This window comes from Cryobacterium sp. TMT4-10, assembly GCF_004403275.1.
Classification (GTDB): domain Bacteria; phylum Actinomycetota; class Actinomycetes; order Actinomycetales; family Microbacteriaceae; genus Cryobacterium; species Cryobacterium shii.
On the sequence record NZ_SOGU01000056.1, the window covers coordinates 62,258 to 78,865 of the forward strand.

At 60.7% G+C, this 16,608-nt stretch carries 9 protein-coding genes; all 9 read left to right on the forward strand.

Annotation, left to right across the window (positions count from 1 at the left end):
- Nucleotides 1-9: 9 nt before the first annotated feature.
- Complete coding sequence (locus tag E3T42_RS08875; RefSeq protein ID WP_241975945.1) at nucleotides 10-1,026, forward strand: S9 family peptidase; 1,017 nt, start codon at nucleotides 10-12, stop codon at nucleotides 1,024-1,026.
- Nucleotides 1,027-1,570: 544 nt separating this feature from the next.
- On the forward strand, nucleotides 1,571-4,843 hold the full coding sequence (locus tag E3T42_RS08885; RefSeq protein WP_134402856.1) for a helicase-related protein: 3,273 nt from the start codon (nucleotides 1,571-1,573) through the stop codon (nucleotides 4,841-4,843).
- The gene (locus E3T42_RS08890; RefSeq protein WP_134402857.1) at nucleotides 4,836-5,495 is read left to right on the forward strand and encodes a DUF4391 domain-containing protein; all 660 of its coding nucleotides are present in this window, start codon (nucleotides 4,836-4,838) and stop codon (nucleotides 5,493-5,495) included. Before E3T42_RS08885 ends, E3T42_RS08890 begins: the two co-directional genes overlap by 8 nt.
- A gap of 18 nt (nucleotides 5,496-5,513) precedes the next feature.
- Nucleotides 5,514-7,373, forward strand: coding sequence for a site-specific DNA-methyltransferase (locus E3T42_RS08895; RefSeq protein ID WP_241975947.1), 1,860 nt, complete (start codon nucleotides 5,514-5,516; stop codon nucleotides 7,371-7,373).
- Nucleotides 7,374-7,378: 5 nt separating this feature from the next.
- Entirely contained in the window at nucleotides 7,379-10,516 is a 3,138-nt protein-coding gene (locus E3T42_RS08900; protein WP_134402859.1) for a type III restriction-modification system endonuclease, read from the forward strand.
- Between the two features lie 346 nt (nucleotides 10,517-10,862).
- Nucleotides 10,863-14,411 (forward strand): MobF family relaxase, encoded by a 3,549-nt coding sequence (mobF, locus tag E3T42_RS08905; protein ID WP_134402874.1) that lies wholly within the window; start codon nucleotides 10,863-10,865, stop codon nucleotides 14,409-14,411.
- A 100-nt stretch (nucleotides 14,412-14,511) separates the two neighbouring features.
- Nucleotides 14,512-14,904, forward strand: a complete 393-nt coding sequence (locus E3T42_RS08910) for a sulfate permease (RefSeq protein WP_174776684.1) — start codon at nucleotides 14,512-14,514, stop codon at nucleotides 14,902-14,904.
- 123 nt (nucleotides 14,905-15,027) lie between these two features.
- Entirely contained in the window at nucleotides 15,028-15,294 is a 267-nt protein-coding gene (locus tag E3T42_RS08915) for a hypothetical protein (protein ID WP_134402860.1), read from the forward strand.
- Between the two features lie 8 nt (nucleotides 15,295-15,302).
- Nucleotides 15,303-16,580, forward strand: coding sequence for a hypothetical protein (locus E3T42_RS08920; protein WP_134402861.1), 1,278 nt, complete (start codon nucleotides 15,303-15,305; stop codon nucleotides 16,578-16,580).
- Nucleotides 16,581-16,608: the final 28 nt, after the last annotated feature.

Consider the following 16,608-nt stretch of genomic DNA (forward strand, 5'->3'; position numbering starts at 1 on the left):
ATTCGAGGCGTGGACAAGTCGGGGGAGCGTCCCATCGTCGTCCTCGACCGCACGCCGGCCACCGCCGCGCCCGGTCCTTATTGCCTCATCCTCGAGAACGGCGGCTGGGCTCGGCTGGCTTCCGAAGTCGAGGATCGTGGGCCGGGACTCGTCGGCCGCGAGGTATTGGGGGAGACGGGGAAAGGCTTGGCTTCCAGCGAGCGGGCATCCTGGAGCGGCATCCTCTTCGCAAGCCCAGAGGATGCGGACCAGGAGGCCACGGATGTCGCTGTCCTGACGGATGTGGGCCTGGCACCCGCCTGGCTTATCAATCCTCGAGGCGCCCCGACGGAGACCTGGGCAATCCATATCCACGGTCTCGGAAGCCCGCGTGCTGGAACGCTTCGCGGCGTGCAAGTCGCCTCGGATGCCGGGTTGACGTCGCTCGTTGTGACATATCGAAACGATGGTGAGGGGCCCATAGTTGGGACGGGGAGGTCCGAGCTCGGCGCCGCTGAGGTTGATGACGTGCGCGCGGCTGTTCGCTTCGCTCGCGAGAACGGCGCACGCGACGTCGTCCTCTTTGGGTGGTCGATGGGTGCGGCCATTGCACTACAGCTCGCCGCCGAGCACGAGCTCCGCGGCATCGTTGTTGGGCTCGCGCTCGAGTCGCCTGTCCTCGACTGGGTCTCGACAATTAAAGCAAACTGCGTGCGGTCGAGCCTGCCTGCATGGAGCGGCGCACTCGCTGTGCCGTGGCTCAATTTGCCGCCGCTTGCTCGAGTGACCGGTCTCGCCAACCCCGTTGGCCTGCGCAGTTTCGACTGGATTGCCCGCGCCGGAGAGTTGACGGTGCCGATTCTGATTCTCCACGGCGCCCTCGACACGTCCTCGCCGTTCGAGGTTTCGACCCGCCTCAGGATGCTACGTCCCGACATCGTCGACCTTGAGACATTCGACGCAGACCACACGATGAGCTGGAACTCGGATCGCGAGCGATGGCGTGCAGCCCTTCAATCTTGGCTGGTCCCATTGGTTGTGCATTGAGGGATCGCACCGGCGAACGTCGCCCGCGCGAACGCGGGCTATCGGCTGGTTCAACTCGCGGGGCAGTCGTACCGTCTGCATCGCGGATCACGCTGATCTTCGAGCAGTCATGGGCAACGGGACCCAGCGGCCGGTCATAGAAGGGTGTCTGAACCATCACCGTGCACCACGCCCCAACACGCGGCCATTCGAGCTAGCAAACAGACTCCACGTGCATAATTCCCATGAGACCAGCAAAAAAACCAGACCACGCCCTGACATCTCCCAGTGAACCGGGTCCGCTCCGGTAACATCGGGATCGTTGACCTACTCGGGTCCAGCGAAGCAGACGGGGGCGTCGTGACGGAGCCGTGGTTGTCCGCAGATGACATCGCCGGCCACCTCGGTGTGACTAGAGTCACCGTCTCTAGCAGGATCGCTGAGAAACACGTGCCCGCGTTCAAGACCGGCCGCCTGTGGAAGTTCCAGACCAGCGAGGGAGACACCTAGGTGCGCGGCCGCGGCGGCGCCTACTCAGGCAGCAACGGGGCAGGGGACTGACAGCTTGCGCATCATTAACAACGTAACCGATCTGCTCGGAGACGACCTCAAAGCGGAGATCACGTCGGGTTCCAAAGTCCGCATCGCCGCTTCCACATTCTCGATCTTTGCGTTCGAGGCTCTCCGTGAGGAACTTGAGCACGTCTCTGAACTGCAGTTCATTTTCACCTCGCCCTCGTTCGTGACCGAGAAGGTTACCGACAAGCTCCGTAAGGAACGACGCGAGTATTTCATCCCCCCAGGACATGCCGAGTCGAGCTTGTACGGCAGCGAGTTCGAGATCAAGCTCCGTAACAAGCTCACCCAGCGCGCAATCGCCAAGGAATGCGCTGAATGGGTGCGTCGCAAGGTGACGTTTCGATCCAACGCAACAGGAAACCCGATGCAGGCTCTTGCCGCGGTCGACGACGGCGCAGCGTACTTCCCGATTCAAGGCTTCACAACGACTGATTTGGGCTATGAAAGTGGCCCCGCCGTCTCAAACGTGGTGACCAAATTTGAGGGGCCGGGCGAGACACAGCAGTTCCTCGACTTGTTCGACCAGATTTGGCACAACTCCAGCCAACTCCACGATGTCACCCAGGCTGTCTATGATCACATTTCTAACGTGTACGCCGAGAACTCACCTGCGCGTGTATATTTCCTGATCCTTTACAACGTGTTCGCGGAGTTCCTGGACGACATCAACGAAGATGTCCTCCCGAACGACCGTACAGGGTACCGAGATACGAAGGTTTGGCAGAGCCTCTACAACTTCCAGCGCGACGGCGCGACCGGCATCATCAACAAGCTGGAAACTTACAACGGTTGCATCCTTGCCGACTCAGTCGGTCTCGGTAAGACGTTCACGGCGTTGGCGGTGATCAAGTACTACGAGCTGCGCAACAAGTCAGTGCTGGTGCTTTGCCCGAAGAAACTTGCCGAGAACTGGACAAACTACAACGCTAACCTCACCACGAACATCTTTGCGTCCGACCGGTTCAACTACGACGTCCTCGCTCATACTGACCTCTCGCGTACCAAGGGCGAGTCGCTGGGCTTGCGACTGGATCGGATCAATTGGGGCAACTACGACCTGGTCGTGATTGATGAGTCGCACAACTTCCGGAATGCCGACTACGCCGAGGAGAAGGAATCGCGCTATCAGCGGCTCATGAGGAAAGTTATGCGCGAGGGTGTGAAAACCAAAGTGCTGATGCTCTCGGCCACTCCGGTAAACAACCGGTTCAACGATCTGAAAAACCAACTCCAACTCGCCTACGAGGGTGAGTCGGAGAACCTCGCTCAGCATCTGAATCTCTCCACGACCGTGGAGAAGGTCTTCTCTGACGCTCAGCGGGTGTTCAACGAGTGGTCCAAGCTGAACCTAGAACATCGAACGACGGATCGTATCCTTCAGATGCTGGACTTCGACTTCTTTGAACTGCTCGACGCAGTCACTATCGCCCGATCCCGCAGACACATCCAGGCGTTCTACGACACCACTGAGATTGGTGCGTTCCCGGAACGCCGAGCACCACTATCGATCCGAGAGCCACTCACTGACCTGGCGGATGTGCCGGGCTTCAACGTCATCTTCGAGCAGCTCCAGGCTCTCACGCTTGCCGTCTACACCCCAATGGCTTATGTGTTCCCGAGCAGGCGAGCCAAGTATGAAGACCTGTACAACGTCACCGCCGGCAGTGCCCGTTCCAACCTCGGCCAAGCGGGGCGCGAGCAAGGCCTGAAAAAACTCATGACGGTCAACCTCCTCAAACGGCTGGAGAGTTCCGTCGAAGCTTTTCGGCTCACGCTCGAAAAGATCGAACGCACGGTTGATGAACGGTTTCAACGTCTATCAATTCACAACGGTCCCTTGACAGATGCCGTTGATGTAGCCGATTTCGATCTTGACCTCGATGACGAAGACGATGCGAACATCGAGGCGATCTCGTTCGGCGAGAAGATCAAAATCGACCTCGACGATATCGACATCGTGTCCTGGCAACAGGACCTCTGGAACGACCGCGAGACCCTTCGAGAGCTGCTCGATGAGATGCGCAAGATCACCCCAAAGAACGACCGCAAACTGGCCAGGCTCAAACAGCTGATTGAGCAAAAGGCCGAGTACCCGATTAACGATGGCAATCGAAAGGTGCTGGTGTTTTCGGCGTTCGCCGACACCGCAAGGTACCTCTACCGAGAACTCGCTCCTATGCTTGCGGCAGCCGGGCTGGAGACAGCCGTTATCACGGGTGGTAGCCACGGCGCCAAGACCACCGTGGGCACCGGGTTCGACTTCCAGCAGGTCATGGCGATGTTTTCACCGCGCTCGAAGCAGCGGCACCTGACCATGCCGAACGAGAACCGAGAACTTGACGTTCTAATCGGCACCGATGTGATCAGCGAGGGCCAAAATCTCCAGGACTGCGACTACCTGATCAACTACGACATCCACTGGAACCCTGTTCGCATCATCCAGCGGTTCGGGCGCATTGACCGCATCGGCTCCCAGAACGCCCAAATTCAGCTCGTGAATTTCTGGCCCGATATTTCCCTCGATGAATACATCAACCTCAAGGAACGTGTGGAAAACCGCATGGTGATTGCTGACCTTGCAAGCACTGCCGACGACAACGTTCTCACCCTCGAAAACTCAGATGCTGCGTTCCGCAAAGAACAACTCCGCAGGCTCCAAGACGACGTCATCGAGCTGGAAGACGTCCGCACCGGCGTTTCCATCACGGACCTCGGACTCAACGACTTCCGAATGGACCTGCTCGGCTATGTCAATGAATACGGCGACCTTGCTGCCGCACCCAAGGGGCTGCACGCCGTGGTGCCGGCCGACCGGAGCGTAGGGCTCGAGCCAGGCGTGATTTTTGCGCTACGAAACGTGAACGCTGACGAGAACTTGAACCGCGGCAACCGGCTTCACCCGCATTACCTCGTCTACCTTGACGATCAAGGCCGAGTTATTGCGGATCACACCGAAGCTAAACGCCTGCTTGATCTGCTCCGTGCTGGTTGCCGTCCGCACGAGGAACCCGTCACCGACGTAGTCCACGCCTTCAACGCAGCCACCGGCGAGGGTGCACAGATGGGTAAGTACTCTGAGCTTCTCACCAACGCGATCCACTCGATGATCGACGTCACTGAGGAACGCGACATCGACAGCCTTTTCACCGCAGGCCAAACCACAGCCCTCACTCAAACAATCGCGGGGCTCGATGACTTCGAGCTCACCGCGTTTGTCGTCATCGTTGACCCCGCCCAGGCGGTGCACGCCAATGGTTGATCTGCTCTACAGGTGGCCTCCCGCGGCGAAGTTCGGCAGCCGTGTGCCCAAAGAGAAATTCTACGAGCGCGGCACCGTCAGTACCGCCGTGCGTGAGAAGTTCGTGGCCGGGGTCCAGCGCATCACCTGGGCCTACAAACTTGCCGAGGCGACCATAAACCTCCCCGGCGACTTGTCCGTGCCGGAAATCCAGGTCTTCCAGATCGACACCAAGGCTGGCGACGTCGCCGAGTCGGTGCTGTCCGCCATCGACAAGGCCATTCAGTATCCGATTATCTTCGAGATCACTCGCGTAACTGCGGGAAAGGTCCGAATGGTCGCGGCACACAAGCAGCTCGGCACGGGCGCGCCGAAGATCAGCGCGTACTACTCGACTGGCTGGCTTTCCGCTGACGCCAAGCGACAGCCGCTCCCTACTGCGATCACCTTGCCCGCCCTTTACTCGTCCATCTTGCATCCGCTGACCCCGATTCCGGTGCGACCTGGCGAGGAAATGTCAGCGGTTGCAGACAGGCTGGCAATCGTGCGCAATCTCGAACGCGAGATTATGGCCCTGGAGCGCAAGCTCCGCGCCGAGCCGCAACTCAACCGCAAGATCGAGTTGCGCCGCACCCTGAAGACTCGACAACAAGAACTCGAACAGCAGAGGTAACCCGTGGAGAAACTACGTATGACGTCGCCAGACTTGACCGAAGCTAACTTTGACAAGTTCGCCGAGTTTTTCCCGACTCTAGTGACCGAGACTATCGACGCCGACGGAACGGTCAAGAAAGCCATCGACTTCGACCTGCTGCGCCAAGAACTCGCCGACCACATCGTCGAAGGGCCGCAGGAGCGTTACCGGCTCGACTGGCCGGGCAAGCGCGCCGCAGCATTCGCCGCTAACGCGCCGATCGCCAAGACATTGCGTCCCGTCCGCGAAGAGTCGGTGGATTTTGACACGACTAAGAACCTCTTCATCGAAGGCGACAACCTCGACGCCCTCAAGCTGCTCCAGGAGTCTTACTTGGGCAAGATCAGGCTGATCTACATCGATCCGCCCTACAACACCGGGAACGACTTCGTCTACAGTGATGACTTTTCGGAAACCACTGCGGAGTATCTTGCTAGATCCGGTCAGACCGATGATGAAGGTTCACGGCTGAGTGCCAACACCGAATCGAATGGTCGTTTTCATTCTGACTGGTTGAGCATGATGTACCCGCGTCTGCGCCTTGCGCGGAACCTGATGACAAATGACGGATCGATTTTCATTTCTGCGGATGACCATGAATCGGCGAATCTTCGGCGGATTTGTGACGAGATATTTGGCGAGGGAAACTTTCAGGCCGACATTTCGTGGCAGAAGCGATACACGCGCAGCAACAACACCCAAGACTTTACGACGGTTGTTGAGCACATTCTCGTCTACAGTCGCTCAGATGAGTTTGCCGTCAATCTGCTTCCACGAACAGAGGAAGCGGATGGCAGGTACTCCAACCCTGACAAGGATGTCCGCGGGCCTTGGAAGGGTGCTTCCTTTTTGAATCCAGCCACTCCTCAGCAGCGCCCGAATTTGTGCTATCCGGTCGAGAACCCCAATACCGGTCAAGTTACGATGCCATCTTCGAACGCTTGGCGTCGATCCAAAGAAGAGTTTGGGCGTCTAGGTTCGGAGGGCTTGCTGTACTGGGGCTCAGATGGGCGGTCGCCAGTCCCCTCAATCAAGATGTTCTTGTCTGGAGCTCGCGGGCTGACTCCGATCAACTTCTGGGAGCATTCGTACGCTGGGAATACGGATGACGGCACGCGCGATCTTGTAGGCATTCTCGGGTCGAAGCTGTTTGACAACCCGAAGCCGGTTCGCTTGCTTACTCGGATTCTTGAACATGCGACTGATTCAGATTCCATCATCCTTGACTTCTTTGCAGGTTCAGGTACGACTGCTCAGGCAGTTCTTGAGAAGAACGCGGAGGACGGAGGGAATCGACACTTCGTGATGGTCCAGCTGGACGAAGTGCCACATCATCAGTCTGAAGCTGCGAAAGCGGGCTACGCGACCATCGCTGCCGTGTCGAGGGAGAGAGTCAAGCGGTCAGGTGCGCAAGTGAACAGTCAAGAGGTCGCATCGAGCTTTGGAATTGATGTCGGTTTTCGTGCATTGAGGATCGACTCAACCAACATGGCTGACGTACTCCGTTCCCCAGATGAGACAGATCAACTTGCCCTGGACCAGCTTGAAGGCAGTGTGAAAGCTGGGCGTTCCAACGAGGACTTGCTGTTCCAAGTGATGCTGGACTGGGGTCTTGAACTCACCTTGCCCATGGTCGTTGAAGTTGTCGATGGGCATGAGGTCTTCGTCGTGGAGGACGGGGCACTCGTCGCTTGCTTCGACACGGAGATCACCCCAGGTGTTGTGCAATTCATGGCCAAGCTCCACCCCGAAAGAGCCGTCTTCCGCGACTCGGGCTTTGCTTCGGACGATGCGCGGATCAACGCCGAGCAGGTCTTCGGCGAACTGTCACCTGCTTCTGACGTGAAAGCGATTTGATCGGTATGAAGCTTCAGTTCAAGGTTCAGCAGTATCAGACCGATGCTGTTGATTCGGTGGTGGAGGTCTTTGCCGGGCAAGCCAAGCATGACGGAGTCACCTACCGGATTGACCCCGGAAGGGTGACACCCGTCTCGAACCCGATGCTGTTCGCGACGCTTGAGACGCCCGACGCGGGGCTTCGGAATGCTGAAATCGCACTCTCGACTACCCAACTCCTGGAGAACATCCAGACGGTCCAGCGATCTCGCAATTTGCCGCTGGCGACGAAACTAATTGCCAGCAAGGCTGCACCGGGGGCTCCAAACCTGAACATCGAGATGGAGACAGGTACAGGCAAGACCTACGTCTACATCAAGACGATTATGGAGCTGCACAAGCGCTACGGCTGGTCGAAGTACATCATCGTGGTGCCCTCGGTTGCTATCCGTGAAGGCGTCAAGAAGTCGTTCAGCGTGACTGGCGAGCATTTCCAAGAGCACTATGGAACTAAGCCCCGGTCGTTCATCTACAACTCCGCACAACTGCATGAGGTGGAGCGCTTCAGCTCAGAAGCTGGAGTGCAGGTGATGATCATCAACATCCAGGCTTTCAACGCGACTGGTAGGGAGAACCGTCGCATCTATGACGAGCTCGATGACTTTCAGTCGAGGCGCCCCATTGATGTGATTTCAGCAAATCGACCGATCGTCATCATTGATGAACCGCAGCGTCTTGGGGAAGAGTTTGATACCAAGAGCGGCCGGCCGAAGAAGCCGTCGACGTCGATCGCCTCACTAGCCGAGTTCAATGCCCTCATGGTGTTGCGGTACTCGGCGACTCACAAGCCTCGCCACGACTACACAAAGGTGCATCGACTCGATGCCCTTGACGCTTACAACCAGAAACTGGTCAAGAAGATCGCAGTGCGGGGCATCACAGTCAAGGGACTGGCCGGAACGACCGCCTACCTGTATCTGGATGCGATCGAGATCGCCAAGGGCGCTAAACCACGTGCTCGGATCGAGATCGAAGTTCAGCCCAAGGGCGGTCCAATCAAACGCATGGTGAAACGAGTCGAGAAGGGAACAAACCTTCATGTTCTGTCAGGCGGTCTTGAAGCGTACAAGCCCGGCGGTAGCCCACTTATCGTGAACGACATCGATGCGAACCGCGACGTGATCGAGCTGAGCAACGGCGACGTCGTCGTCGCTGGACAGCTTGCTGACCGCGACGCCACGGAGGAGACCAAGCGCCGTATCCAGATCCGTGAGGTTGTCCACGCCCATCTGGACAAAGAACGTGAGCTGTTCAGCCGGGGCATCAAAGTGCTGTCACTATGCTTCATAGACGAAGTAGCAAAATACCGCGACTACGCCCGAGAGGACACTCTCGGTGACTACGCCCGCGTATTTGAGGAAGAATATTCCGCGGTCCGCGACGAGGTGCTTGGTGAACTCGCCATCGACGACGCGACTGTGGAGTACCAGCAGTACTTACGACGCGACCAGGTTGGTCAGGTGCACGAGGGCTACTTTTCGATCGACAAGAAGACCAAACACCAGGTTGACGGCAAGCTCTCCGCTCGCGGTGACGACAAGGGCCTGTCGACCGACATCGCTGCGTACGACCTGATCTTGAAGGACAAGGAGCGCCTGCTCTCCTTCAGCGAGCCGGTCCGGTTCATCTTTTCGCACTCGGCGCTGCGCGAGGGGTGGGACAACCCCAACGTTTTTGTCATGGGAATGCTGAAGAAGAGCGACAACACTGTCTCCCGCCGGCAAGAGATTGGCCGTGGGCTGCGGCTCTCAGTCGACCAGCACGGCGCGAGGATGGATAACCCCGCCACCGTGCACAACATCAACGAACTGACCGTGGTCACTGATGAGTCGTACACCGACTTCGTTGCCGGCCTCCAGAATGAGATCTCCGAGTCCCTCGCTGCCCGGCCGCGCAAGGCCAGTGTCAAGTTCTTTACCGGCAAGACTATCCAGACCCTGTTTGGTGAATCTGCGGTCGAGGAGGCCGTGGCACAGGCCCTGTACAAGTACCTGATTAAGAACGACTACCTCAACGACGACGACACCATCTCGGAAATTTACATGCAAGCCAAAGTCGCGGGAACGTTCGCTCAACCGACCTCTGAAGCTTTACGATCCGTTATCGACTTTTGTTGGCCGCTTGTCGACGCGCTCTACCTTGACGTGTCGATGATCGGCGAAGACGCGCGCAAGCCGAAGAAGATCCCGCTCAACGAGGCGAACTTCGCCAAGAAGGAGTTCCAAGAACTCTGGGATCAGATAAATCACAAGGCGGTCTACCAGGTCAAGTTCGACTCCGCTGAGCTGATCCGCAAGTCGATTGGGCACCTCGACAAGCATCTCAATGTCTCCGCGATGCAGTACGTCGTCCAGTCGGGGCAGCAGCGCGACCAGCTTGAGGCCGACGATCTTACGAACGGCTCCGGATTCGCGGTGTCGACGACGCAGACCCACACCGAGACCGTGAGCGCCGGATCACAGGTGAAGTATGACCTGCTGGGCGAGGTTACGGAGAAGACCCAGCTGACCCGTCGCACGGCCGCTTCGATCCTGCGAGGCATTGCACCCAACACGTTCAGGAAGTTCCGCCTCAACCCTGAGCAATTCATCACGGAGGCGGCGCGATTGATCAACGAGCAGAAATCCACTGTCGTCGTTGAGCACCTGACCTACGACGCGCTGGAGGAGCGGTTCGATTCGGCGATCTTCACTGCGAACCAGACTGCGCAGGACTTCTCGAAAGCGGGTGAGACGCTCAAGAAGCACATTTACGACTACGTGGTTACTGACTCGAAAATCGAGCGGGCGTTCGTCGCTGAGCTGGACACCAGCAAGGAAGTTGCGGTTTACGCGAAGCTCCCGCGCGGATTCTTCATCCCAACTCCAGTCGGTGACTACAACCCGGACTGGGCAATTGCGTTTACAGAAGGCAGCGTCAAGCACGTCTACTTTGTTGCAGAGACCAAGGGCTCCCTGTCGACACTTCAGCTCAAGGGCATCGAGGACGCGAAGATAGAGTGCGCCCGCAAGTTCTTCGAGACTCTGGGTAAGAAGAACAACGAGGACGTCAGCTACGGCGTTGTCACCGACTACACCGAGCTGATGCAGCTCGTCACGGCCTAGAGGGGAGTCAAAATGGCGTTCCAGACCCCGCAGAGCATCGAGGAAATCCTCACGGCCAATACTTTTCGAGTTGATCAGGTGGTTTTCTCGTTCCCTCGGAGTCCGGCGCGAGGGCGTGGCCAAGCATGTTAACCAGGATCGGAGCTTCCGCAACTACATCCACCCGTGGAGGTAGCTGAAGGCGAGCTTCGAACCATGGATAGAGACATCCGGTTGCCCAGCGCGGCGGTCCGCAAATGTCTCACAGTTTGCCCGCCCCCTGAGCCGCCACGCCTCTTGCAGATCGAGGCGGCGTACCTTCATCGCGATGGTGGAGGTGTGCGCGGTGACGGTTTCGATGCGCGTGATGAGCGCCGGCGATGGTTACAAGTACCTGCTGCGCACGGTCGCCGCTGGTGACGGGAACCGCTTGCTATCGACCCCGCTAACCCGCTACTACAGCGCGGAAGGCACACCGCCGGGCCGCTGGATGGGGGATGGCCTCCGCGGTCTCGGTGGCGGTCTCGTTCTCGAGGGCGACGTGGTCACTGAGGCTCAACTTCAACTGCTTATCGGTTTGGGCCGCGACCCGGTCACCGCTGAGCCTCTCGGGCGTGCGTATCCCGTCTATCGGAGCGCCGCAGAGCGCGCGTCGGCCGGGCCGGGCAGCCATGGTCTCGGGTTGGGCCCAACCCAGCGAGCGCCGGCTGCGGCTTCCGCTGAGGAGCAGCCCGGTGCAGGACGGCGTCGCGCCGTCGCCGGCTATGACTTCACGTTCTCAATTCCGAAGTCGGCGAGCATTCTCTGGGGTGTGGCCGATGCAACCACGCAGGAGCGCATCGTGCAGGCTCACCATGCGGCGGTGGCCGAGGTGATTGCGTACATGGAGCGCGAGGTCGCGGCGACCAGGACTGGAACAACGGCGCAGGGAGGTGCTGTCGCTCAAGTTGATGTGGTTGGCCTGATCGCTACGGCCTTCGACCACTTCGATAGCAGAGCAGGCGACCCCCATCTGCACACGCATGTCGTGATCAGCAACAAGGTGCAGACCGTTCTCGACGGTAAGTGGCGCTCCCTCGATGGCCGACCGATGCATGAGGCCGTGGTTGCGCTCTCCGAGATGCACGAGACCCTGTTCGCAGACGCACTCACGCGATCGCTCGGCGTGCATTGGGAAAAGCGGGAGCGGGGCCGAGATCGCCACCCTGCATGGTCGATCAGCTTCGTTCCCGAAGCCCTCGTCGCGGAATTCTCGACGCGGTCCCGACACATTGACATCGAGACTGACCAGTTGATCGAGGCATACGTGAACCGGCACGGTCATCGCCCGAATTCGGTGACGATCATGAAGCTACGCGCTCGGGCCACGCTCTCGACGAGGCCCGCAAAGGAAGTGCGCTCGCTCGCCGAGCTCACTGCGGCATGGCGAGAACGCGCCAAGTGCGTTCTCGGTGACGATGCGGCGACGCTGGCGAGCATCGCATCCGTGCACCCGCCTGCGACGGTTCTACGCGCAGAGGACCTGCCGCGGGAGGCAATTGATGCACTCGGGTTGAGTGTCATGAAGGCGGTCAGCGAGAAGCGTTCAACCTGGCGGCACTGGAATCTCACGGCCGAGGCAGCCCGCCAAACGATGCAACATCGGTTCGCATCGGCATCCGATCGAGAAGCTGTTGTCGGGCTCGTCGTCGACGCCGCCGAGCTGGCATCGTTGCGGATCACCCCGCCCGAGCTCGCGTCGAGTCCGGTCGCATTCCGACGAAATGACGGCACGTCGGTCTTCCGCCCGAAGCACTCCATCGTGTTCACCTCCACCGATCTGCTCGATGCAGAGACTCGGCTGCTCGAGCGCGCCGCCGACGAGACCGGACCACGCGTTTCAGCGACAAAACTACGTTCGGCGGCGCGCACGCAGTTGCCGGGTGGCGGACTTCTCGCCGAGGACCAGCTCGCGGCGCTTACGTCGATCAGCGGATCCGGCCGAGTCATCGATGTCCTGGTCGGGCCGGCCGGCGCCGGCAAGACGACCGCGATGAACGCACTCCGGCGGGCTTGGGAGGCAACGCATGGTGCGGGCTCAGTCGTCGGGCTCGCTCCCTCGGCCGCCGCTGCGCAGGTGCTGACGGAGGATCTCGGCATCATGACCGAGAACCTGGCGAAGTGGTGGCAGAACCACCTCGTAAACGGCGCGACATTCCACGCCGGGCAGCTGGTGATCATCGACGAGGCATCCTTGGCGGGCACCCATTCCCTAGACCGGATCAGTGCCCTCGCTGCGCGCGCCGGTGCGAAAGTTCTGCTGGTCGGCGACTACGCCCAGCTCCAATCGGTCGATGCGGGCGGGGCATTGTCTCTGCTCGTCCACGATCGAGCAGATGCGCCCGAACTCATCGACGTGCACCGCTTCATCCACGAGTGGGAAAAGACGGCATCGCTCGGACTGCGCCAGGGCAACCCGGAGTCGATCGACCTGTACCTTGCTCATGAGCGCGTGCGCGAGGGCAACACCGAGGCGATGGCGGATGCCGCGTACGAGGCCTGGCGCGCAGATGCCCGAGCCGGCAGAGCAACGGTTCTGATCAGTGACTCGATGGAGGCGGTTGCTGAGCTGAATGTGCGCGCCCGCACCGAACTGATCTTGGAGGGTCGCGTCGATGCGCTGCGCGAAGTCGCCCTCCATGACGGAACCCGGGCGGCTGTCGGTGACACGATCATTACGCGCCGCAACGATCGAACGCTTCGTTCGGCCCGAACCTGGGTGCGCAACGGTGACCGGTGGGCCGTGATCGGAGTTCGCCGAAACGGCTCGATCGAAGTGCGACGGCACGGTCGACGGTGGGGGAGCACCGTGCTGCTTCCCCCCGAGTACGTCGGGTGCCACGTCGAACTCGGCTACGCGATCACCTCGCACCGTGCGCAGGGAATCACGACCGACACGGCGCACGTCGTCGTCGCGTCCGGCATGACAAGAGAGAACCTCTACGTCGCGATGACCCGAGGCCGCGAGGCGAATTCCGCCTACGTCGCCGTCGACCGACCCGATGTCGCCCACGTCGGGCCACGCCCAGGTGATGACGCTGACGCGACGGCACGCAGCATCCTCTACGGTGTTCTGCAGCACGTCGGCGCCGAGCTGTCCGCACACGAGACGATCGCGGCGGAGCAGGACGCATGGGGATCCATAGAGCAACTCGCGGCGGAGTACGAAACCATCGCGGCCGCAGCGCAGCATGGCCGATGGGTGTCGCTGGTGGGCGAGAGCGGCCTCACGCCTGACCAGGCCGACCAGGTCGTCAACTCGGATGCTTTTGGTCCGTTCACCGCGGAACTCCGCCGAGCAGAGGCCTACCACTTCGACATGGGGAGATTGCTTGCGCGTGTGGTTGCGGCCCGTGGGTTCGAGGACGCCCAGGACATCGCGGCTGTTCTTCGAGCCCGAGTCGCATCGGTAGTCGCTCGTGACACCGGAGCGGGTCGATCGCGCAGGACGCCTCTCCTCGTCGCCGGGCTCTTCCCCAAGGCCATCGGGCCGATGGACGCTGCCATGCGCCGGGCCCTTGACGAGCGCCGTGAGCTCATCGAGTCGAGAGCAAGCGCCGCCCTTGACCGCGCGTTGCTCGCGCGGGAGACCTGGACTCGAGTCCTCGGGGATGCGCCGCGAGGCTCGACGGCCGTCGAGTGGGGACAGCACGCACGCGCGGTCGCGGCCTATCGGGACCGCTACGCCATTGTCGGCGCACGGGCGCTTGGCCCAGCACCGGAGGCGACGGCACAGAGGCTCGATGCGGCCCGCGCTCGTGTCGCGCTAGACGCAGCGCAGCGACTTTCCCAAGAACGCACCGCTGAAGGTGCACCCAGACCGGCTGTCACAGCGGGTCTTCCGCCCACCGGCATCGAGTTCTATACTTTCTCATAGGCAATCTCTATTACACGCCACCGCTTGTTGCGATGGCATGACTCCCGTCTGACGGGCAGTCCTTCCAGGTTCTCGTTGCCGAACACTGAAAGGCTGCAGCATGTTCGGACTCATCTGTGCCGTCACCGCCCGTACCCACTTCGCCGTGCGACGGTTCATGCCGACCAATATCGTGCTCGACGCGATCCATACTCGACGCGGTCTCAAGTGGGGCCTACCGGTCATGGTGCTTGCCGTCCCATACGCGCTCGCTTCGGTCTTCTGCGCCGGGCTGGCCGAAGCCGGCGGCTCGGGCTGGCTGAACGTGCTCGCGCTGCTGTTTGTGTGGAACGCACTCAAGCTTCTTGTAGCCGGGCCCGTGACCCTGATCCGGTTGCTTCGGGTTCGCGGCCGTGAAGCCCAGGCCCGACGTCGCATGACGCCGACGGTGCTCCGCAATGGCGTCGGGCTGGAGCAATCGACGGAGCCGGTGTTTTCGTCGATGCGCGCCTGAGTCTGCACCAGTCCGTTGCACAGGTCGGAGACTCGGTCTGGGTCGCCCTGCCAGCCATCGTTGGCGTACCTTCTGTTTGCGGCAGGATTGACGCACACGATTACGTCGGCAGGAGGCATCACAATGACAATCCAGCAGGAGCAGTTCGACGACCTGCTCAGTCGCACCGCGCTTGCCGCGCTCTTCTACTATCCGGAGATCGCGGTCGACGAGGACGACTACAGCATCCAGAAGGACATCGAGTACTGCCTGGTGCCTGTCGTTGGAATTCCAGACGAAGATGCCGAGCGGCTCCGGATCGCCGTTGGCCGCGTGATCACCAATCCGACAGCGCATCGCTCTGAACTTCTCGCCCTCGTCATCGAGCTGGCTCCGCCGCCCACTGAGTAGCAGCGAGTATGAACGGCCCATTCGACGAGAACACCTCGCCCCGGAAGGCGCTGGTTAGTCAGCCCCCTGACCGCGATCACGTCATTGGCGAGGAGAGTCGCAATAGGCCGCCTGATCGCCACGCCGAGACCAGGCGCACGTGGGTTGAGGCGAACCGCGACCGGGTTCGCGAGATGAATCGACGATGGCGGGCGGAGCACCTCGAGCGAGCACGGCAACTCAATCGCGACTCGATGCGCCGGGCAACGGCCCGCCAACGGCGCCAGGCAGAGCTGCGTGATAGCGGAAGAGCGCGCGCGAAACGCTGGCGAGAAACGCACCCCGATCGTGTGCGCAAGTATCAGCAGCGGTGGGTGGAGGAAAACCGCGAGAAGGTCAGGGAGTACTACAACCGTTACTACGCCAACCACCGCGCCGAGGTGAGCGCCCGCGCCGCCGCGAGACGGGATGCCGACCCTGACCCCGACCGCACGAAGCAGGCCCACAAACAATGGGCCGAGCGCAACAAGGAGCACCGCGCTGAGGTGCAGCGCACCCGACGCGCCGACCCGGAGATCTACCAGGCGGAACTCGAAGCGAACGCTGCAGCGAAACGTCTCAAGCGCACGCTCAGTCGAGCTGGCCTCCCGCGGAAGCAACTCCACCCGGCTACCGCCGCAGAACGTCGGACAAACGAACGCGTAGCCGACGCCTATTTCCATGACCCGGCGCTGCCAGAGCATCTACGGCAGTTCACCATCTTCGCCGAATCGCTGACGGAACACATGCGCCAGAACGGCGCCCGCATGCGGGAGTTCGCTGAAGCATACGTGGCGACCCGGGTGCGTATGGGGCTCCCGCCAGTCCCGGCGGAGAACATCGTGTATGCCCGAGCTGTCGAGCTTGTGACCGAACGGATGCGCCGCGTCGACCTGCTGACCAGCCGCGACGTCGCCGCGGCCGTGCGTGCCGCGAAGGCAGTGGTTTCACGCGAAGAGCGGCAGGAGCAGTTCGATCGCCTCGTGAAGGCTGTCATCGCATACGTGCACCGCAATCGTGAACGTTATGCCGTCGATGCGGAGATGGAGAACCAGGCCCGGGCTCATCGGGGAAAGCAGCGGGTGCCCGTCGAGTCAATGGTTGTTCGGCTTGCGATGCAAGAGGTCATTGAGCGCATGCGCACAAACCGGCTGACCGTCGACGATGCTCGGCGCGCTGCCCGCATCGCGACGCTGCATATTGCGACGTCCTTCGAAGCCCGTCCGGGCGCGATCGACAGTCCGATTCACCGACCGCCAGTCGGGTAGTTGGCTGCACAGAGATGCAGGGGTCGGG

What these genes read in the sequence shown, in the direction of transcription:
- E3T42_RS08890 (WP_134402857.1), top strand. Translation starts at nt 4,836, where the DNA reads ATGGTTGATCTGCTCTACAGGTGGCCTCCCGCGGCGAAGTTCGGCAGC.
- E3T42_RS08895 (WP_241975947.1), top strand. Translation starts at nt 5,514, where the DNA reads ATGACGTCGCCAGACTTGACCGAAGCTAACTTTGACAAGTTCGCCGAG.
- E3T42_RS08900 (WP_134402859.1), top strand. Translation starts at nt 7,379, where the DNA reads ATGAAGCTTCAGTTCAAGGTTCAGCAGTATCAGACCGATGCTGTTGAT.
- mobF (WP_134402874.1), top strand. Translation starts at nt 10,863, where the DNA reads ATGAGCGCCGGCGATGGTTACAAGTACCTGCTGCGCACGGTCGCCGCT.
- E3T42_RS08910 (WP_174776684.1), top strand. Translation starts at nt 14,512, where the DNA reads ATGTTCGGACTCATCTGTGCCGTCACCGCCCGTACCCACTTCGCCGTG.
- E3T42_RS08915 (WP_134402860.1), top strand. Translation starts at nt 15,028, where the DNA reads ATGACAATCCAGCAGGAGCAGTTCGACGACCTGCTCAGTCGCACCGCG.
- E3T42_RS08920 (WP_134402861.1), top strand. Translation starts at nt 15,303, where the DNA reads ATGAACGGCCCATTCGACGAGAACACCTCGCCCCGGAAGGCGCTGGTT.